Here is a 21,366-nt window from a genome sequence, read left to right as displayed (position 1 = left end):
CAAGTACCAAGTACCAAGTACCAAGTACCAAGTACCAAGTACCAAGTACCAAGCTTAAAGGGTTCCCTCGGTGATAACGATTATCGCTGAGGGAATCTTTTTTGCGTTGCATTTTATTACGACAAAAAAGTAACGCAAAACAGCCTCGAACCGGCACGCTCATTTGAGCTGTGAGGATTCGAGGCTGTTTTAAGTTAAACCCAGTTATTGTCCGATTACTGCCAATGACTGATTAACGTGTGCGGCTGAGACAAGTTCATCAACGACGACTTGCGCTAAAGCAGCCTCAGTTACTGGTCGAACGGGAACTGGTTCACCTTCGTTGATCAATTGAATCTGATCGCTACCAGCAACGTTATCTAAAACGGGACGCAGAACGGTGTAGGGGAGTTCTGCTTCATCCACGATTTTGATGCCGTAGCGTTGCTGTTTGAGGTAGGTTTTCGGATCATCAATTTCCGGATAGATTAGCTCGCCAGTCAGTTCATCGTCAACGCCGGCGACGGAACGCATCACCGTTCGAACACTTTGGCGTCGTTGCCGGAGCGCTTCGAATACGGCCTCTAATTTCCAGTCGACATCGAGGCCGGTGAAGTCGGAATAGATCGTATCAACGTCAGCTAGTGCCAGCAGGTAGGTTGCGGCCTTCCGCGCATCGCCGTTATATTGGGCGGTCAGTGGTAACCCAGAAACGGGCGTCTCCGCGAAACCAACGACTTCGACATCTGCGTGGGTGGCTAATTGGGTTGCGACAAGTTGGCCGACCGGTTGATCGACCCCTAAGATTAAACAGCGTTGCATGGTGAGTACCTCTCATTTGATAATAGTTACTTCTACTGTAACACGTTAACGGCTGCTTGTAATCGCTTGAAAAATTGTGCGGCATCGTAGCCATCGCAAACGGCGTGGTGGACTTGAAGCGAGACGGGCAACTGTTCTCGCCCACTAACCAGTTTGATTTTGCCAACGGTGATAATTGGTAGTAAATACGGTGTCTCACTGCCAATTTGCAGATTGAAACCAGAAAATGACGTCCAAGGAATCATTGAAATATTAAGGAGATTTTCTGGCGGCGTCCCTTGAGGAAAGAGTTGGCCGCGACCGATGTAGCGTTGCGTATCAGCTAAATAAGCGGTATTAAATTGTTGCCGCGTTGCTGTCATTGGGGTCCAAAGCCCTGAAAATAAGTGGGTCGCGGGATCAATGACGGTGTAGAGGGGCGTTAGTGTTTCCCAATAACCAAGTTGGTGATCAGCGTTAAAGGTAGTTCGCATCTGCGGTAGCTGATCTGTGACCGTTGTCATCGCGTAGATGAGCGCTGGGTAAAGCTTTTCGCCGGTTTGCCGAAGCAACGCATGATAATCTGTAATATCAATGTCAGCGGTCATATTAAACGAAGTGTTTTGCGCTAAAAAGTGATTAAAATAGGGCTCTCGGGTCCATTGAGTACGATTGATTTGGTGAAAGGTCATTTTGAAGTGCCTCCTAAAGTAGTGTTGTGACGGACTTTAGAAGGCAAATTTGTCTGATAGTTTCATACGGGTCTCCTTTTGCTAGTTGTTATTTTAACATAGAAAGCAGATGCGATAACCTGAATGTTCTCAGACATTATTCGTGTATTGAAATAAGAATCAATAAATGGTACGATGGTACTTGGTTTTTAAAAAGCAAAACACGAACATTCACGCAATTATTGCGGTAAGGGGTATTTATTTATGGGTCAAAAAATTGCGTCATATTTTCAGTTTGAGGCGTTAGGGACGTCTTACAAGAAGGAAATGTTAGCTGGGCTAACGACCTTCATTTCAATGGTGTACATCTTATTCGTTAACCCGAACGTGTTGAGCGTTTCAGGGATGGATAAGGGCGCGGTCTTCACAGCGACTGCGTTGGCCAGTGCCTTTGGCTGTTTCTTGATGGGCATCGTTGCCCGGTATCCAATTGCGATTTCCGCTAGTTTAGGGATCAACGCGTTCTTCTCCTACACGGTTGTGTTGGGGATGAAGATTCCTTGGCAAACCGCGTTAGCCGGGGTTTTCGTTGCTTCAATTTTATTCATGATTTTAACAGCTTTCAAGATTCGTGAAATGGTAGTTGATGCGATTCCCCGGGATTTGAAGATGGCAATCAGTGCTGGGATCGGGTTATTTATCGCCTTTATCGGGTTAAGTGATGGGGGCTTGGTTAGTGCTAACAAGTCAACGATCGTGGCCTTAGGGTCGCTGCACGTTGGCTCAACTTGGTTGACGATCTTAGGCTTGATCTTAACGATTATCCTGATGAGTGCCAAGGTGCCCGGGGCCATCTTTATTGGGATGGTCATCAACGTGATCGTTGGATTAGCCACTGGCTTGATTCAAGCACCTGATCACTGGGTTGCGGGTGTCCCAAGCATTTCCTCAACCTTCGGCGTTGCCTTTACCCACGTTGGCAGCATCAACACGCTCCAACTCGGAGTTGTGGTGTTAACCTTCCTGTTAGTTACCTTCTTCGATACTACCGGGACGTTGGTCGGTTTGACTGAACAGGCCGGGTTGGTCAAAGACAACAAGATTCCACGTATCGGTCGGGCCTTATCTGCCGATTCAACAACGATGGTCGTTGGGTCACTGTTAGGGACGTCACCAATGGGCGCTTTCGTTGAATCATCAGCCGGGATCGCCGTTGGTGGTCGTTCAGGCTTTACCGCAGTGGTTGTTGGGGTGCTGTTCTTATTAGGCTCCTTCTTCTCACCACTCTTGACGGTGATCACCAGCCAAGTGACCGCACCAGCGTTGATCATTGTCGGAACGTTAATGGCGCAATCGTTGAAGAACATCCACTGGGAAAAGTTCGAGATTGCGGCCCCAGCCTTCTTGATTTTAGTTGGGATGCCACTGACTTACAGTATTTCAGATGGGATCGCCTTAGGGTTCATTACGTACCCACTTTCAATGATTGCCGCTAAGCGCGGTAAGGAAGTTAGTCCGATCATGTACGGCTTGGCCGTTGTGTTTGTGATCTTCCTTTGGATTTTACAACAAGGATAGTGGACCGAAACTCGGTTAGGTCCCAGAGTATAAGTAACGCGCGCCGCGGATTCCTGGTTTTGGAATCTGTGGCGCGCGTTACTTATATGGCCGGGACCTGAGTTGGGGGCCAGGTTTAGACTAGATAATCGTTTGGAAGTTAAATAATAAGTTAACTTAATTTTGAATGGGGTGGTAGGTTTGATTCTTGCCAATGGAAGCCTTCCTTATCTGCCCTGTTTTTAGTACCATAGTAACCAACGAAAGGAAGTTAGTACATGACAATTCAAGACCACCAAGCCTGGTTAAAAGACTTTTACGAGCAACGTAACTGGTACCGGTTCAACCCGATGATCCGCCTGAATTTTCTCACCGAAGAAGTGGGGGAGCTGTCACAGGTCGTTCGGACGATTGAGTTAGGGCGCGACCATCCTGGTGAACACCATGCAACCCCGGCTGAGCTCCATGACCACTTAAAGGAAGAGTTAGCGGATGTGTTCGACCAGACATTGATTTTATGTAGTAAATACGACTTGGACCCCGCTGACGTCATGAAGTATGGCGAAGAGAAGTTAAAGCACCGGTTCAACGTGGACGATTAATAATATAGTAGAAACGCAAAATCCAACAAACGAGATGCGACCTATTTTTCTATAGGTCGTATCTCGTTTGTTGGTTTTTGATTCTTTTTAATTGCTTGATGAGGTCAATCAGATATGTGTGAAGAATAAGTATCGGGCAACTTGCCCGGCATTGTGGTGCAATATGTTTGGTGAACTATGTGTCGAAGCCTAGCTTCGGATGAAACGTTATGTGTTTAATGATGATGCAATATGTGTCCGGGATAGTTCCGGAATAGGTGACGCGATATGTGTTGAAGCTAATGCTGCTATGTGTCGGGAAGGTCCCGAATAAGTGGTGCAATATGTGTGGCTTTAATTAATTATTTCTTTTGTAAACTAGGCGTTGCGGCTTGTAAGTTGAACATCTTGGTTAACGCCCAACTGCCCAAGATACCGATCAACATGAATGGGAAGAAGTCCAAGCCAACGTTAAACAGAGGAATGTAGCTGCTTGCCCAAGCGTCCAAGGCTTTGAAGAGGCCCATGTTGGCGAAGAATGGTGGTAAGGTGTGAATCCCGTCGAAGATGGCTGGAATAAACGTTAAGATAATCGTTGTCTTGTAGATGAATGGATTCTTACCGAAGAATGGGGTTAAGAGACCCAAGAAGATCAGTGACATTGCGAATGGGTAGATGAAGCTTAATAGTGGCGTTGAGTACAAGATGATTTGGTTCAAACCGAAGTTCGCAATGATGAAAGCACCGATTGAACTGAGGGATAAGAAGAAGTGGTAGCCCAACTTTGGGAACCGGTGACCCCAGTCTTCTGAAAGGGCGGCCATCAAGCCAATGCAAGATGTCATGCAGGCCAAGAAGGTAACAGCACCCAAGATGGCGGTTCCGGCAAGGCCGGTGTAGTGGGTCATGATTTGGGTAAATGCCGTCCCACCTTCGCTGGTTAACTTCAAGTAACTTAAGCTAGAAGCACCTAAGGCAATCAAGAAGATGTAGATCAAGGCTTCAAGGCCCATGCTGATGGCGCCAACTTTAGCAACGGCTTTAGAACGTTGTTTCGTATCGTTCATCCCGAAGAATTTCAAAGCGGCGATGATCGTAACCCCGAATCCTAAACCGGCTAAGGCGTCCATTGTGTTGTAGCCTTGAAGGAACCCGTTGATTAAATTACTGCCGGCACCCGTTGAGGCTGGCAAAATTGAGATGTGACGTAAATCGCCTTTGATAACAAAAGCCATGAAGAAGATAAATGCCAGTAGGGCTAACAAGATTGGGTTGAGTAACTTACCAACATAATCGGTGATTTTGCTTTGGTTCCATGACAGTAAGAATGAGATGCCGAAGAATAACGCTGAGAAAATCAACAGCCCGATTTGATCCCAAGCCTTTGGCAAGAAGGGTTGAACCCCAATGGCGAACGTGGTGGTAGCGGTCCGTGGTGAGGCAACCAAGATGCCCAGGGTCAAGTGAATGATGATCAAGAAGAAGAGGGCGAAGTGGCGGCCAGCTGGTAAGGCTAAGTCGTAAGCGCTGCTGCTACGAGTCAAACTGATGGCTAAAATCGATAATAGCGGTAAAACGATGGCGGTTAGCAGGAAGCCGATTGTTGCTGGGCCCCAGTTACTCGCACTGAGTTGACCTAAGTGGATGGGGAAGATCAAGTTCCCGGCACCGAAGAATAATCCGAATAGTAATGAACCTAAGATAAGATATTGACGCTTCGTTAAACTTGTTTTCATATTGAAAACCTCCTATGTGATTGGTGGCAATAAAAAACGCCCCTAGCATAATTGCTAAGGACGTGTTAATTGACGTGTTACCACCTTAATTTCCAATCACCTCACGATGACTGGCTTAGAAAGTACGGCCTACAGATGCGCGGTCTGTCGACGATACTTCATTGCTGTAATGGGCGCACTCCCAGTGACCACTTCGTTGCCGTCGCGGTCACGACTTGTAGATTACTTTCATCGTTAGATCCGCTACCTCGTCGCACTTACTGAGGCTCCCTGAGAACTTGACTAACGACTACTCTTCTACGCATAGTCTTTATCGAACTATATTGAAATATGTGATATGTGTGAAACATGTTTATGTGACTAATCATAACCGCTTTAAATTAAAAGTCAAGGGGAAAGATTAAACTTTTTTTAATTTAAATACTATCAGCTCTCACACAGTTTTAAGACCCTTTATAGTAGAATTCAGGATAAATTAGTTGTCAATTCCGCTAAATTAAGCAATAATTATGAATAAGAGTCGTTGGTCAAGAGATGATAATTTGATTAGCTGATTCGGTTGGCACTCATGAACTGAGTACCAACAGTCGAGGACCTTAGCATAGACAAAGGATGGGACAACTTATGGATAAACAGCTCAACAAACGGAAGATGAACGTCAAACGCTTGGTCGTTAAAGTGGGGACGAGCACCTTGGTTTACCCGAGCGGTGGTTTGAACTTAAACGCGATCGACCAACTGGCCTTCGTATTAAGTACGCTCTGCGGTCAGGGTAAGGAGGTTATTCTCGTTTCTTCTGGTGCGATTGGCGTTGGCTTGAATGCACTCCGGTTGGGAGAGCGACCCAAGGACATTTCAGCGCAACAGGCGCTGGCTGCGATTGGGCAAAGTAAGCTGATCACGCTGTTTAATCAGCGGTTTAACCACTATAATCAAACGATTGGGCAACTGTTGCTGACGCACGATGTGTTCGATTTTCCAGCTAGCACGCAACATGCGCTGGATACCTTCGACCGCCTCTTGAAGATGCACATTGTACCAATCGTCAACGAAAACGACTCCGTTGCCGTGGACGAAATGGATCACCGGACCAAGTTTGGTGATAACGACCAACTGTCGGCCATTGTCGCCACCCGGACGGAGGCCGATTTATTGATCATGTTATCGGATATCGAAGGCTTTTACGATGCTAACCCGATGACCCACCCAGATGCCAAGATCATCCCAACGATCCACACAATTGACGATGAAACTTACGCAGTCGCTGGTGGCAAGGGCAGTATGTATGGCACTGGTGGCATGATCACCAAACTAACAGCAGCGGAACTAATGTTGGCGGACCAACGGCAGATGATTTTAGCTAGCGGTGCCGACCCAGCAATTATCTTAGACATCTTGAATGGTGACCCAATCGGAACCTGGTTCACCCCCGAACAGAAGGGAGCGGTTAAAAATGGCTAGTGACTTAACAACGATGGGGCAAGCTGCCCAAACAGCGGAAACTCAATTGGCCCAGTTATCAACGACGCAACGAAATGCCGGTTTAACGGCGATGGCACAGGCGTTAGTTGACCACCAAGACGTTATCTTGGCGGCCAATCAGGCGGATTTGACCTCAGCTACGGACCTGAAGGAAAGTTTCGTTGATCGGTTGACCTTAACGGCAGACCGCATCGAAGCGATGGCTGAAGGCATGCGCCAAGTCGCCCAGTTACCAGATCCAATTGGTAGTGTCGATAAGATGTGGAAGAACGAAGCCGGCTTAATGATCGGCAAACAGCGGGTGCCACTCGGTGTTATTGGCATCATCTTTGAAGCCCGTCCTAACGTAACCGCGGATGCGGCAGCACTCTGTTTTAAGAGTGGTAACGCCGTGATGTTACGGGGTGGTAAGGAAGCCATCCAAACGAACATTGCGGTGAGTGACGTGCTCCGCCAAGCGTTGACGGATAACGGCGTGGACGCTAATGCGATTCAACTTGTTCACGATACTTCTCACGAAACGGCGAGTGAAATGATGGCGTTGACAGGCTACTTGGACGTGTTGATTCCTCGTGGCGGCCGTGGGTTGATCCAACGGGTCGTGCAACAAGCGAAGGTACCTGTGATCGAAACCGGCGCCGGCAATTGTCACATCTACGTGGATGAATTTGCGGAACTTCAGATGGCCATCGATATCACGGTTAACGCTAAGGTGCAACGGCCATCGGTCTGCAACGCGGCTGAAAAACTGGTGATCCATAGTGCCGTTGCGGCAGATTATTTACCAGCGATTGCGGCTGCTCTGCGTGATCAAGGCGTTCAATTACGGGGTGATGATCGCGCTTGTGCGATCGTACCAGACATGGTTGCAGCAACGGATGCCGACTGGGACGAAGAATACAACGACCTCATCATGGCCGTTAAAGTGGTCGATTCTGAGGCGGAAGCCATCGCCCGCATCAACGCCCATAACACCAAGCATTCTGAGGCCATCATTACCGATAACTATCAAAACGGCCAACGGTTCTTACAGCAAATTGATGCGGCCTGTGTTTACATCAACGCGTCAACCCGCTTTACCGACGGCTTCGAATTCGGTTTCGGTGCTGAAATCGGGATTAGCACGCAAAAGCTACACGCTCGTGGACCAATGGGGCTTAATGAACTGACATCGACTAAGTATATTATTTATGGCGATGGGCAAGTGAGAAAATAGCGATATTAACTGACACCTGAACGTGAGTTGTTTGGGTGTTTTTTTGTTTGTAAGTGTGCGGAGCGAGGCGGTCAGAAGGCGGCGTGTAACGGGCTCTAAGGTAAACTACCGGGTTTTGGTAGTTTGGCTTAGAGCCCGTTACACATAGCCTTTTGCCTCGCGCAGCACCATTCGGCGTGGCAGCCAGAAAGCGCGTGGTTGACAAGTTCCTGCAATGTCAGGAACCCTAGAAATGACAGTTTAAGTGGCGCCGAATTTTGTAGCCTGAGAACGCCGTTTTTCATGCGGCTTTGGCGAGCGAAGCGATGACAAACAGCCGACACCCCAATCGCACCCAACACTTACGCTGGACACAAACGTAAGTTAATATAAAACGTCAATAAATTAGTTAAATCTACCCAACACCACTCGTTTCAAAGGTTGAAATTTGGTACACTAGACCGAAAAGGAGTGATGGCGCCGTGACAATTAAGACGAATCCGGAACAGCTATCGGTGCTGAAGACCCAGATGGATGAAGCGAACCGCAATTCGCACTTTGTGATTTTTGAATCGACAGAGTTAGCGAGCGGGGATGCTTTGCGGTTGATCACTGATTATGAAAGCTTTAAAGAAATTCAAAACGTTCATCAAGACCAAGCTAGCATGCATATTCTCCAAGACATTGTGCCAATTACGGATAATTTAGCTAAGTGGGCAATTGCTGAAAATCAGGCGGCTCAAGAAAGCGACAATCCAGAAGTCTTAGCCGATTTGGAACACTACACGAATGAGGTGTTGCGGGAGAATCGGATTGAAGAAAATTAGAGCGGACCAAAAAGCGGTTAGGTCCCAGAATATAAGCAATGCAAAACAGGTACGGCCGTTTTTTGGTCGTACCTGTTTTGCATTGCTTATATGGCCGGGACCTGCTTTTTGGTCCGCGTTTCGGCTATGTAACAGCAACAATCAACCACCTAAAAAAACAGCCCCCGCAACTACGCGAAATAGCGATTGCGAGGGCTGTTTAGTTTGTATTTAATAATCACGACCTACTGCGTTGCCAACTGCCGATGATAAATCACGTAAACCAGAATGACCAACGGCACAGTAATCATCAACGCCGGGTAAAACAAGCTATGTGGCAGAAAATCAAACAAGCCACCACCAATTACCGGACCCAAGACCATGCCTGAATCCATGCCGATGTAGAACGTGGCGTTGGCCAGTCCCTGTTCCTCCAAGGGCGCAATCAGCAAACTTGTTGCCTGACAAACGGAGTACATGACGCCGTAACCACCGGCCAATCCGGCGGCCGCTATCAGCATCATCCAGTTATTGAACAGGTAAGTCATCCCAATCATCCCAACCAAGTTGGAGATCAGTCCCGCCAGTAAAAAGTACCGGTAGGGGAGGCGGTCAAAGTAGTCTTTCAACCCTAACCGAAGAACGAGTAAAATCACCGCGTAGATGAGGAAAAAGCTCCCGACCATGACGTGAAAATGCCGACTGGCCACGTACTCAACGAGGTAAGATTGCGTAGCAAAGTAGGGAATCGCCAACAGCATGATCATGAGCGCCACAGGGACGACTTGTCGCTGAATCAGGTGGTGTGGCTTCGTTGCCTTGTCTGGTTGGGGGAGGGGCTCACCGTGGTCGCTGATAAATTGAATCATGATCAGCAAAAGACCGGACAGAACAACGGCGCACATGAAGGCGACGCGATAGCCAAAATGCTGATACATAAAAATCCCAAGGGCGGGCGCAACGGCCATCCCTAACGCATTCATCATGCCGTAATAGCCCATTCCGGCGCCAATGCGATCACGGGGGAGTAAGCCAGCCAACCAGGTGGCCATACAGATCGAACAGAGCGCAAAGCCCAGCCCGTTAATGATTCGGACGATGATCAGCATCCAACCGCTAATGGCGGTGACGTAACCGATTGCGGCAACTAACAGTAAGATGCCGCCGATCAGCGCTAGACGGTATTTGGACACACGGTCCGTCACTTGACCGGCAAATGGGCGAAAGACGAGGCTGGTGAGGTTCATCATGGCGGCAATCAGGCCGGCAACGACGGCGGATTCGCCTAAGCTAGTTGTGAAGCCGACGATGAGCGGATTGACCAACATCGAATTAGACATATAGCAAAAGCTACCCAATAAAATTAAAGTGGTATCTCGGTTGAAAATGCGGTTCGTTTTTGCCAAAGGGGACAACTTCTTTCAGAAAGTAATGTTTATTAGTATACCACTAACTGAAAATGGTTAAGAGAAAAGTAGGTGACGACAACGAGTCAGCCATCATAACGGGTTATTGCTGAAAGCAGTTTAAATCAGCCGAATTTAGCGTGACGTTAGAACTAATGATAAGTGCTTAACGATGATGTTTCATGTGAAACAATCGCTCAAAACGACAGTCGAACACACGTTCACTGTGGTAAAATAAGACTAATTTAACGAGAAGGAAAGGTGCGGACAACATGACCCTGCAGTTTGTAATTGGCAAAGCCAGCGCGGACCATCAGGCAACGCTCTTGGCGGCGTTATCGAAGGCGAATTTAGATCACCCTGATGATCAGTTTTACTACCTCGTCCCGAATCACATTAAGTTTGAATCAGAAGTTCAGGTGCTTGATCGGTTAGCAACTTTAGCCGGCAGTCACGAAACGGCTTATGCGCAATCGGCCGTTCAAGTGCTGTCACTGACCCGGTTAGCCTGGTTTTTCATGAAGGATGAACCCGCCTATCAGTTACCACGAATCTCCGAAGCGGGCTTGAACATGTTGGTGTATCAGGCAATTTTAGATCATCAAAACGAACTGCGGTTGTTCAGCGGCGAAGCGGATCGACCAGGTTTTATCAGTTTATTGACCCGCCAACTGTTGGAGTTGAAGACCGGGCAAGTAAGTGTGACCGATTTGACTCAAGTTGCCGAAAAGCTAACGGGGAGCAGTGCGGATCTGGATGCTAAACTCCACGATTTGGTGCTGATCTACGATAGTTTTGAAACGGCGATGATGAACAAATACGTGGCGAACACGGATCTATTGAACCAGTTAAGCGGGTATTTGGAGAAAGTGGATCTGTCACACGCCCACTTTTACTTTGACGGTTTTTCGCAGAATCAATTCTCGGCGCAGGAAATGAAGTTGCTGACGACGTTGATGCAGCGGGCGGCGGAAGTTAAGATCGCGCTGATTTTAGACCACGGCACACCAACGATGGACGACGTTTCGACCCAGAGCCTGTTTTACCAACCCGCTCGGACTTACACGCGGGTGTACCAAACGGCTCGAGCGCTACAAGTGCCGGTACTGACTGACGTGGTCGCGACCCAGCCTCGAGTGTCCGCAGATTTACAGCGGGTGGAATCGTTCTGGCAGGTGTTAGCAGGGGGCGAACAAGCCCAATCAGCAGCACCGTTAGCTGACCCGAAGTCGGTGACGATTATTCAAGCCGATAACCGGTACGCCGAAGTGGCGCGGGTAGCGGCGATGATTCGGCAGTTGGTGACACAGCAGGGGTACCGTTACCGGGACTTTTTGATTTTGACGCGGCATTTGGACAGCTATGAAACGATTTTGGCACCGATTATGAACGCGCAGGAGATTCCCTACTTTAGTGACGTGCAACAATCGATGGTGGACCACCCGTTAGTTGAGCTGATCACGGCGTTGTTTGAAATCAAACGACGACACTTCCAGTACGCGGATGTGATGCGGTTGCTCAAGACGGAGTTGCTGTTACCGAAGACGTGGTCGGTTGCTGATTTTCGAGAAGCGCTGTTTAAAACCGAAAACTGGGTGTTAAAACTGGGTTATCAAGGGTCCAAGTGGACGCAAAAGGAACCGTGGCCTTACGCCCGGCTCCAAACGGATGACTTGGGCACGCAAACGGATGCGGACCAAGCGGTGAGTGTCCAAATCAACGGTATCCACGATTTCGTTCGAGAAACGTTAGTGCCGTTTTACCGGCAGCTTGATCGCGTGAAAAATGGTCGGGAAGCCGCTAAAGTGCTGGTAACTTTTTTGACGAAGGCGGGTGTCGTTGACCAGTTGATTGCTTGGCGGGACGCTGCAATTGAAGCTGGTGACCTCGTGCAAGCCGGTCAACCCGAACAAACTTGGCAGACCTTTTGCGACCTATTAGATGAATACGTGACGATCTTAGGTGACCGGATCTTCTCCGAACCGGATTTCTTAGCGCTACTTCAAGCCGGCTTTGCGGGGGCGAACTATTCTCAAATTCCGTCAACGTTGGATCAAGTGACGATCTCTGAAAGTGGGATCATCCAGATGAATAACCGGAAAATCACGTTTATGATCGGCGCAACGGATAAGGTGATGCCGGATACGACGTTGCCGACCCACCTGTTGAACGATCAAGACCGGCAGAAACTCAAATTACCGGAGGGCGCTTACCTGAACGATGGCGGTATTTTGACCCTTCAAGGCGAACCCTATCTGAACTACTTGGCGCTGATGACGGCGAGTGACCGGTTGGTCTTCACCTTCCCAATGAACGCGGGGGATGACGCACAGAACCAACTGAGTCCTTACGTGGACCGATTACGCAAGCAGTTCCAGATTCCAATCATCGACCACACCGCAACGCCAGATGTGACAACGAATGATCTGCAGCCCTATCTGGGCGCCCGACGAGCAACGTTACGGCACCTCGTTCAGGTCAGCAATGCGAGCCGGGAACATCGCCAATCGCTGAGCCCGGCCTGGCAGTACGTTTACCAGCAACTCCGTACGGATCCGTTGACGGATAAATTGCTTGGGAGCATCGCTTACCGTAACGAACCGGGGAAACTGAACGAAGACATCGTGACCGGCCTGTACGGCACAACGATTGACAGCTCAATTTCCAAGTTGGAAGAGTTCTACCGAAACCAGTACGCCTATTTCTTAAAATACGGTCTCAAACTCCGCGAACGAGACGAGTTTGAACTATCACCAGCTAACACCGGTGAGTTCTTCCACGCGGCGTTGGATATGCTGATGAAGCGGGTCAATGCCGAACACATTGACCTGGCTAACTTGGACGACCAGCAACGGTTCCAGTTAGTGGATGAAGTCACGCAGGTGATTTTGAATGATCCGCATAACTTACAGTACGCCGTGTTGAATAGCAGCGCACGGATGCAGTACATCAAGAGTCAGTTGATCGCGGTCATTCAGCAAATGGCGAACACGTTCCAGCAACAAAGTCGTTACACGCCGATGCGGGCCAAGAAGACGGAAGTGCTGTTTGGCCACGTGGGGAGTGAAAGTGGCTTACCAGCCTTGGAATTCGACCTCGATGATCAACGTAAGATTCGGGTTCGGGGTAAAATCGACCGGGTGGACACCATGCAGTTGCCGAACAACGAGTACGTGGGCATCGTGGATTATAAATCGAGTGAACGCAAAGTTGAATTCGACCAAATTTACGAGGGCCTTGCGATGCAGATGATGACCTACCTCGACGTGGTACAGCGAAACATGGCGCTGTTGACGGACGATGATCAAGCGCAGTTGGCGGGAGCGGTGTACCTGCATTTACAAAATCCACGGTTCAAGCCCAATGAGTTTGAGCAGGACATGGTGGCGGCACTGCTGAAGAAGGAACGCTATACTGGCGTGTTGGTGTCGGATGAGCAACTGTTGCATGAACTGGAACCAGCGTTAAAGGCGGGGGAAGAGGCTCGAGTTTATTCGTTCAAATTTAATCAGGGTGGCGGTCTGAGAAAGGGGAATTCATTAGTCACCCGCGACCAATTAGAAGACCTTTTGCGCTATACCGAATATAAAATTCAAGAAGCGGGCAAGGACATCTTTGCCGGCCAAATTCAACTGAATCCATTCAAACAATCGGATCAAAAAACCGCATTAACGAACTCGCCATACAAATCGATTATGCAGTTCGATCCGATGTTACCGGAGAATAATTATCATGTGCTGACGTCAACAACGAATAAGGACGCCGTTTTAAAACTGATTCAAGAAAAATTACAAGCGGAGGCGAACCACAATGAACTACACTGACAGTCAACGACGGGTGCTAGACACTCATGGCACGAACCTATTAGTGTCCGCCTCGGCAGGTTCTGGTAAGACGCGGGTGCTGGTCGACCGGGTGATCAACATGGTGCTGGCACACGAAAGTTTGGAACACCTGTTGATCGTGACGTTTACTCGAGCAGCGGCTAAGGAAATGAAGGACCGCATCGAAACGGCGTTGCACGAGCAGATCAGCGAAGCAAATGCGGAAGAGCAACGGTATCTGAGTCGCCAATTAGCGGTGTTACCGGTAGCGTCGATCAGTACGCTGGATGCCTTTTGTCAACAAATCGTTGAACGGTACTACTACTTGATCGATTTGGATCCGGTTTTCCGTATTTTAGGTGATCAAGCTGAGAGTGCGTTACTGCGGGAATCGGTTTGGCAAGACGTGCGGGAACAGCTCTATCAAGATGACACGAACGACGCCTTTAAGCGGTTAGTGATGAACTTTTCTAACGACCGGTCCGATGACGGGTTAACTGACGTGGTCGATCAAGTGTTTAACTTTATGGGGTCGAAGCCGGATCCGCAAGCGTGGCTACAGCACTTGGCTGACCCTTACGCGGTGAAGGGGAGCTTGATGCGGACACCAATCGTTCAAGAACAACTGATGCCGTTGATTCAAGCCCAACTGCAGCAGATTGCAACGGAGTTACAGGCAGCTGCTGATTTGGCGGAACAAGCGCAGGTTAAAAAGGCGAGTGACTACATCGCAACGTTGATGGATCAACTGGCAACGCTTGATTTGACGAGTTATGGCTGGAATGAGTTCCGGGCGAATGTGGCTGCGTTTAACTGGTCATACCTACCATCAATTGGAAAAAAAGCCGATGATTATGAAGCTTACATGGCAATCAAGCCAAGCTATGTTGCACACCGGGATAACGCCAAAGAAGCGCTAAAATCAATTCCAGAACTCATGCCATTGCCAGAGCAGGAAACCGTCGCGGCAATGCGCGATAGTGGCGACCTCGTGCGGACGTTAGCGGAAGTGGTGGACCGGTTTGCGACGGCTTACCACCAAGAAAAGCAACGGCGGCACGTCTGGGAATTTAGTGACATTGAGCATTTTGCATTGCAGATCTTACAGGCGGACTCACCAGCAGCGGAAGCCGTGCGGCAACAACTTTCCAAGGACTACCACGAAATTATGGTGGACGAATATCAGGATACCAACGAACTGCAAGAAGCCATCGTGACCACGTTGGCCCACGATGATCCCGGCAACCTCTTCATGGTAGGGGACATCAAACAATCGATCTACCGATTCCGGTTAGCCGAACCAAAATTGTTTTTAGACAAATTCAACCGGTATCGCGCGGACCAAACCGCTGGTACCGAAATCACGTTAGCCGAAAACTTCCGCTCCATGAAGAATGTCGACGACTTTACCAACCTGATTTTCACCCAGATCATGGATCAACAGTTGGGCCAAATCAGTTATCAGGGGAGTGCCAAGTTGGTTTATGGCGACAGTTACCCGGATGACCTAGACGGTGTTGCGACCGATGTGGCATCATTACTGATTTATGACACGGCCGCGCCAAGCAGTCGTGGGAAGAACGAAATCCCAAGTGGCGATGCCGGGCAGGTGACCCTAGTTGCCCAAAAGATTCAGCAACTGATTCGTGACGAGACTGAAATCTGGGATCGGAAAACTAGCAAAAAGCGCCCAATGACCTATCAAGATATCGCCATCCTCTCATCGTCGAAGGGAAGTAACCTTGAGATTCAAGATCAATTTGGTCGCGCCGATATTCCGGTGCAGATCAACGATGCCCAGAGTTACTTCAAGACGACCGAAGTTCAGATCATGATGTCGTTGTTGCAAGTGATCGATAATCCCTACCAGGATATTCCGCTAGTGGCGGTCTTGCGGTCGCCAATCGTTGGGCTGAATGAAAATGAGCTGGCGTACCTCCGGATTACGGATAAGCGGGATGACTACTACACCGCGGTGCAGTATTTTGTCGCCCATTACGCAAAATACGCGGATAATTCGTATGCCGAAGCGTTGCGGCCAAAAATCCAACGTTTCTTAGAACAATTGGCCACGTTCCAGACAGTTGCGCGGCAACAATCGTTAGCCACGTTGATTTGGCAGATCTACCAAACAACTGGCTTCTTGGACTACGTTGGTGGGATGCCTGCTGGGGCGCAACGGCAAGCCAACCTGCACGCCCTGTATGAGCGGGCAGCGGACTACGAACAAAACGGGTTTAAGGGCTTGTTCCAGTTTGTCCGGTTTATTCAACGGATGCAACGTAACGATCAGGACTTGGCCGAAGCGAAAACTAAGGCGACTACGAATGCCGTTCGGGTGATGACGATTCACGGCAGCAAGGGACTTGAATTTCCGGTAGTCTTCTTACTAAACGCCTCCAAACAGTTCAACATGCGGGATTTAAACGCTAAGGCGGTTCTCAACAACCAGCTAGGCATTGGTATCGACTACTTTGACCAGCAAAATCGGGTCACAGCGCCAACGTTGCCGAAAATTATTTTAAAAGCGGCCACAAAGAAGGAATCGCTGGCCGAAGAAATGCGGAAGCTCTACGTTGCCTTAACTCGAGCAGAGCAGCAACTCTACATTGTCGGTGCATGCAAGGACCAGAAGAAAAAGCTACAAGCCTGGTCCGCCGCTAATCAGGAATCGGAGTTAGTGTTAAATCCGATGTTGCGGGAAAAGACCACCAACTATTTAGATTGGATTGGGTTAGCACTCATGCGGCATCCTCAGTTTGATGCGGCTGATCACGAGGTGTTGCCAGCTTTGGCTTCGGATAAAACCAAGTTTGATGTGACCTTCTATTCAGCGGATGATCTCGCTGAAATGGGGCCACAGAAGAATCCAGAAGCGGGGGCGCAGTGGTTGGCTAACCTCAAACAGCAGGTTGAGACAACGGATTACGCCACGGTTGATGTTGATCAGATCGACCAAGTACTGAACTTTAACTACGGCTATCAAGCTGAGACCCAGACCACGGCGTACCAATCAGTTTCTGAAATGAAGCGGTTATTCGAAGATCCCGATGTTGCGCAACTTGGTCGCTATCAACCAACGTTGACGGTATCGCAGGGGAACCGGTACGTGACTCGCGAATTCGCCCAACCCGTCTTTCTGCAAACGGTGACGGCACCGACCCCAACTGAAATCGGGACGGCGACCCACCTTGTGTTGCAGAAACTGGATCTGACGCAACCGGTAACAACGGATGCCATTGATCAGTTAATTGATACATTGGTGACGAATCAGGTCATGACGGCCGCAGTAGGCGAGAAGATTGACCGAGAAAACATCACTCGGTTGATCGACAGTGATTTTGGTCAACAATTGGTGGCCCATGCACAAGCGGACCACCGTGAGACACCGTTCTCACTGTTGTTACCCGCCCACGATGTCTTTGAAACGGTCCAAGATGAGACCGCCAAGATTTTGATTCATGGGATCATTGACGGCTACTTCATTGATGACCAAGGTGAGGTGACGCTGTTTGATTACAAGACGGACTACGTTGCCGAGGGTGACGCTGGCATTGAGAAGATCAAGGACCGGTATGCGGGGCAGTTGAACCTGTATGCGCTAGCGTTGTCGAAGATGTTGGATCGGCCAGTTGCGCACCGGTATTTGTATTTGTTGTCAGTGGGCCAGTTGGTTGAAATTTAAGGCATGAAAAAAATACGAGGCTGGGAAAATTTTATGTTGGTAAACATCGACTTAATTTCTTAGCTCAAAGTGAGTTAAAAGGTTTATTGAATTTCAAGACTGACATCTAGTCTAAACCTGCGCCAAAACTCAGGCCCCGGCCATATAAGAAAACGGGCCCGTAGATTCCAAAACCAGGAATCCACGGGCCCGTTTTCTTATATTCTGGGACCTAAACGAGTTTTGTCTCACTCTCGTATTTTTAATTGAACCATTAAAGCCGAACCAACATGCCCAACACACCAATCATAAAGATCGCAACAATCAGCAGTGGGAGGGTGGTTTTGAGATCTAATCGGTGGTCGTGCCGAATCTGATAAATACTGATGGCGATTAAGACAATGACGCCAACGGTAAATAAAAGGCCAAGTTTCAGTTGAACGCGAATATCAGCAGGAGTCATCATGTACCTCCAATCGGTTATTTGATCAGTAACTGGTAAGCAAAACGCTTAGCGCGCGAGGCGTGCATGTAGACCGTTCCCCGGTGTGTAAAGCCGTTGCTTGTGATGACGTGTTGCATGCCCAGGTTGTCTGGATGCGTATCAATGCGGATATCACGGTAGCCGAGGCTGCTGGCGATGGTCAAAAGGCCGCTCATCAGGTTACGCGAGAGGTGCTGACCCCGAAATTGACTGGAAACCGCAATTCGGTGAATGGCAGCGTAACGCGCTTCAGTGCCGTTTACCCAGCTGCCGTCCTCAATTGACAAGTAGTCGACATCGATGCCTTGGTGGAGCGCAGCGGTCCCAACGACCTGATCGTCAACACTCAGGACGTAGGTGATGCCGTCATCAATATCCTGCGTTAAATCAGCAGCGGCGGGGTAGCCGTCCTGCCATTGGTCGATGCCTTGAGCCTTTAAGTAGGCTTTTGCATCGGTGATAATTGCGGTAATTGCAGGCAGGTCAGCTGGTACGGCCCGTCGAAGGTAAGTTGTTGTGATAACGATCACTCCCTAAGTGGTATATTAATAACAAAATCGTCTAAGTGGTAGTTTACCACGAAATGACGGGAGGGGGATATCCATGGAGTACGAAGCAATCCGATTGGCAACGTTTATCGAGCGTCCCAACCGTTTCATCGCTATCTGTGAGCTTGAAGGGGAGCGGGTGACGGTGCACGTTAAAAATACCGGTCGGGGAAAAGAACTTTTTCATCCCGGTGTTCAGGTCGCACTAAATTATCAGCCGAAGCCAACGCGAAAAACAGCTTATGACTTGGTGGCGATTCAAAAAGCAGGTCACTGGATCAACATTGATAGTCAGGCACCAAATCAAATAGTGAAGGAAGCCCAAGCGAACGGGACACTAGTTTTGCCGGGAATTGGTCAGTTACCAGAGTTGCAGTCGGAAGTAGTGTATCATGATTCCCGATTGGATTTCTGTGGTCAAACAGCTCAGGGCGAGACCTGTTGGATCGAAGTTAAAGGGGTGACCTTAGAAAACGAGGGCATCGCGGCGTTCCCGGATGCGCCAACTGTTCGCGCGGTTAAGCACGTCAATGAGTTGATTCGAGCAGTGAAGGCGGGCGACCAAGCGGTGTTACTGTTTGTAGTCCAACTCGACTTTGTTCAAACGATGACCATTTATCGTGAACGGGCGCCGAAGTTGGCGGCAGCGATTGAGGATGCGCTTGCTGCGGGCGTTCAGGTGGTTGCGCTTGATTGCGAGGTCACACCAGCAACGTTGAAGCTTCGGCAACCAGTGATGGTTGATTTAACAGTGCCATTCCATGAAAGTGCCGAGTAGTCAAAAATACGGTGATTGCCTAATGCTGGCAGTCACCGTATTTTTGATGATTATGAATTAGGGTTAGTAAGGTCGGTGTAGCGACATAGCGATGCCCATGCCACCGCCAATGCAGATGCCAGCAACGCCGGTTTCTAACTGACTACGGTGCAACTCGTGAACAAGGGTCGTCACGATCCGGGCACCAGACGCACCAACGGGATGGCCCAGCGCAATGGCGCCACCGTTAACGTTTAAACGGTCATCAGGAATCTTAAGGTCCCGGGCAACGGCAACTGATTGGGCCGCAAAAGCTTCGTTTAACTCAAAGCGGTCAATGTCGGTGATTTGCCGGTCTTGTTGGCTGAGCAGGTTAGAGATAGCGTAGTAGGGCGCATAGCCCATAATTTCAGGGGCAATCCCCACTTCTTGATAGCCATCTAAAACGGCGAGGTAGGTCAACCCAGCGTTATCCGCAGCTGCCTTATCCATTAAAACTAACATGCTAGCACCGTCATTAAGACCAGCGGCATTACCGGCAGTGACAGTTCCGTTAGTCTGAAAGGCCGGGCGAAGGTGTCCCAAAGCAGCCATAGAAGTGTCTGGCCGAATTGGCTCGTCTTGAGTCATGGTAACGGGGGCCTTGCCGGGAAGCTCAATGGGGACTAACTCGTCGTCAAATTTACCAGCTTGAGTGGCCGCGACGGCATTTTGATGAGAACGGAGCGCAAAGACGTCCTGATCTTCGCGAGAAACGTGAAATTGTTCAGCCACGTTCTCAGCAGTGATCCCCATCGGTTTTTGTGAAAATGCATCGCGAAGGCCATCGTGTTCAAGCCCATCGAGGACTTTCGTTTCACCATATTGACGACCACGACGCATATCAGGTAATAGGTAGGGAACGTTTGACATACTTTCTGTCCCCCCAACGAGGACGGTGGTGGCATCGCCCAACATAATAGCGGCTTGAGCTAACCGAATGGCTTTAATACCTGAACCACAGACTTGATTAACGGTCATTGCGGTACTGGTGACGGAAAGGCCACTATTAAGGGCGACTTGGCGCGCAACGTTTTGGCCCGATCCAGCCTGAAGAACGTTGCCGATGATGGCTTGGTCAATAGTATCGGCAGCAATATGTGCCCGGTCAATTGCGGCTTTAGCTGCGATCGTGCCGAGATCAACTGCAGAAAAAGGTGCGAGTGAGCGTCCCATTTTGCCAATGGGTGTTCGAACAGCACTTAAAACGACAACTTCATTCATATTTTTAATTCCTCTTTATTTCAGATTACCTCGCTAAGGATACATGATTTAAACGGAAAAGTCTTGTTTGGCGCGGTAATCTAAGGATAATTTTAGTGAATTTCAAGTTTTTCTTTCATTATAGGAGGCACGTTTAGGGTGATTAAGGAATGGCGACTGAAATTGAGTCATCAGTAAGCGCGCGATTAGCTGATTTCGTGAGATTTCATAAAATAACGAAAAAATGAAAATAATAGTTGACCAAGCAATGATATCTTGGTATAGTTATTTCTGTTGTCGCGAGCGGCAAGGACGATGTGGACCAATTAAGAATTTAAATATTCGTTGTTGACATCAGTTGCTTGAGATGATATATTAGTAAAGTTGCTTCAGCCGATAACGAACTTGCTTGAAACGTTGATTTCAAAAAGTTCTGGTTGACAACTTGAACAAGATTTGATACAATTTAAGAGTTGATTCAAAAAGAATTAACTTGGTAGACCTTTGAAAACTGAACAAAGTTTTGTTTCACAAATGTGCAGGGTATATCACTTCAGTGATATCAAATGTAATTTGCGAAGTCAATTTCGCTAGTAATAATTAAATGAGCTACAAACAATCATAAATTGAGAG

At 48.7% G+C, this 21,366-nt stretch carries 15 protein-coding genes; 8 read left to right on the top strand and 7 right to left on the bottom strand.

Annotated elements, in window-relative coordinates; translation table 11 throughout:
- Nucleotides 1-204: 204 nt before the first annotated feature.
- Nucleotides 205-801 (bottom strand): NAD(P)H-binding protein, encoded by a 597-nt coding sequence (locus tag ACYVR3_RS11675; protein WP_461244384.1) that lies wholly within the window; start codon nt 799-801, stop codon nt 205-207.
- 32 nt (nt 802-833) lie between these two features.
- Nucleotides 834-1,472, bottom strand: coding sequence for a CatA-like O-acetyltransferase (locus ACYVR3_RS11670; protein ID WP_461244383.1), 639 nt, complete (start codon nt 1,470-1,472; stop codon nt 834-836).
- Nucleotides 1,473-1,715: 243 nt separating this feature from the next.
- Between ACYVR3_RS11670 and ACYVR3_RS11665 the strand changes: the two genes are divergently transcribed.
- The gene (locus tag ACYVR3_RS11665; RefSeq protein WP_461244382.1) at nt 1,716-3,029 is read left to right on the top strand and encodes an NCS2 family permease; all 1,314 of its coding nucleotides are present in this window, start codon (nt 1,716-1,718) and stop codon (nt 3,027-3,029) included.
- Nucleotides 3,030-3,286: 257 nt separating this feature from the next.
- Nucleotides 3,287-3,610: a MazG nucleotide pyrophosphohydrolase domain-containing protein gene (locus ACYVR3_RS11660; protein WP_461244381.1), complete on the top strand. Its 324-nt coding sequence runs from the start codon at nt 3,287-3,289 to the stop codon at nt 3,608-3,610.
- Nucleotides 3,611-3,951: 341 nt separating this feature from the next.
- On the opposite strand, the gene brnQ is transcribed toward ACYVR3_RS11660, so the two are convergent.
- Nucleotides 3,952-5,325: a branched-chain amino acid transport system II carrier protein gene (brnQ, locus tag ACYVR3_RS11655; RefSeq protein ID WP_461244380.1), complete on the bottom strand. Its 1,374-nt coding sequence runs from the start codon at nt 5,323-5,325 to the stop codon at nt 3,952-3,954.
- A gap of 624 nt (nt 5,326-5,949) precedes the next feature.
- Here brnQ and proB point away from each other — a divergent pair.
- The 3 genes from proB to ACYVR3_RS11640 all read left to right on the top strand — a co-directional run bounded on the left by proB (nt 5,950) and on the right by ACYVR3_RS11640 (nt 8,829).
- Nucleotides 5,950-6,786 (top strand): glutamate 5-kinase, encoded by an 837-nt coding sequence (gene proB, locus ACYVR3_RS11650; protein WP_054735066.1) that lies wholly within the window; start codon nt 5,950-5,952, stop codon nt 6,784-6,786.
- Entirely contained in the window at nt 6,779-8,023 is a 1,245-nt protein-coding gene (locus tag ACYVR3_RS11645; RefSeq protein ID WP_461244379.1) for a glutamate-5-semialdehyde dehydrogenase, read from the top strand. Before proB ends, ACYVR3_RS11645 begins: the two co-directional genes overlap by 8 nt.
- A gap of 461 nt (nt 8,024-8,484) precedes the next feature.
- Entirely contained in the window at nt 8,485-8,829 is a 345-nt protein-coding gene (locus ACYVR3_RS11640; RefSeq protein ID WP_054735069.1) for a hypothetical protein, read from the top strand.
- A gap of 224 nt (nt 8,830-9,053) precedes the next feature.
- On the opposite strand, the gene ACYVR3_RS11635 is transcribed toward ACYVR3_RS11640, so the two are convergent.
- The gene (locus ACYVR3_RS11635) at nt 9,054-10,166 is read right to left on the bottom strand and encodes an MFS transporter (protein ID WP_461244385.1); all 1,113 of its coding nucleotides are present in this window, start codon (nt 10,164-10,166) and stop codon (nt 9,054-9,056) included.
- A 320-nt stretch (nt 10,167-10,486) separates the two neighbouring features.
- Here ACYVR3_RS11635 and ACYVR3_RS11630 point away from each other — a divergent pair, with 320 nt between their 5' ends.
- Together ACYVR3_RS11630 and addA are read left to right on the top strand one after the other, a co-directional pair.
- Nucleotides 10,487-14,038, top strand: a complete 3,552-nt coding sequence (locus ACYVR3_RS11630; RefSeq protein WP_461244378.1) for a PD-(D/E)XK nuclease family protein — start codon at nt 10,487-10,489, stop codon at nt 14,036-14,038.
- Nucleotides 14,025-17,723 (top strand): helicase-exonuclease AddAB subunit AddA, encoded by a 3,699-nt coding sequence (addA, locus tag ACYVR3_RS11625; RefSeq protein WP_461244377.1) that lies wholly within the window; start codon nt 14,025-14,027, stop codon nt 17,721-17,723. Before ACYVR3_RS11630 ends, addA begins: the two co-directional genes overlap by 14 nt.
- A 253-nt stretch (nt 17,724-17,976) precedes the next feature.
- Here addA and ACYVR3_RS11620 read toward each other — a convergent pair whose 3' ends face one another.
- On the bottom strand, nt 17,977-18,165 hold the full coding sequence (locus ACYVR3_RS11620) for a hypothetical protein (RefSeq protein ID WP_461244376.1): 189 nt from the start codon (nt 18,163-18,165) through the stop codon (nt 17,977-17,979).
- A 17-nt stretch (nt 18,166-18,182) separates the two neighbouring features.
- Nucleotides 18,183-18,707: a GNAT family N-acetyltransferase gene (locus ACYVR3_RS11615; RefSeq protein ID WP_054735080.1), complete on the bottom strand. Its 525-nt coding sequence runs from the start codon at nt 18,705-18,707 to the stop codon at nt 18,183-18,185.
- Nucleotides 18,708-18,789: 82 nt separating this feature from the next.
- Here ACYVR3_RS11615 and sfsA point away from each other — a divergent pair, with 82 nt between their 5' ends.
- Nucleotides 18,790-19,512 carry a DNA/RNA nuclease SfsA gene (sfsA, locus tag ACYVR3_RS11610; RefSeq protein WP_461244375.1) on the top strand — a complete coding sequence of 241 codons (723 nt, stop codon included), beginning with the start codon at nt 18,790-18,792 and terminating at the stop codon, nt 19,510-19,512.
- A gap of 63 nt (nt 19,513-19,575) precedes the next feature.
- Here the strand turns inward: sfsA and ACYVR3_RS11605 are convergent, their stop codons facing one another.
- Nucleotides 19,576-20,754 (bottom strand): thiolase family protein, encoded by a 1,179-nt coding sequence (locus tag ACYVR3_RS11605; protein WP_461244374.1) that lies wholly within the window; start codon nt 20,752-20,754, stop codon nt 19,576-19,578.
- Nucleotides 20,755-21,366 lie beyond the last annotated feature (612 nt).

It is taken from the genome of Secundilactobacillus muriivasis (assembly GCF_054785195.1).
This window is presented reverse-complemented; position numbering and strand designations above follow the sequence as displayed.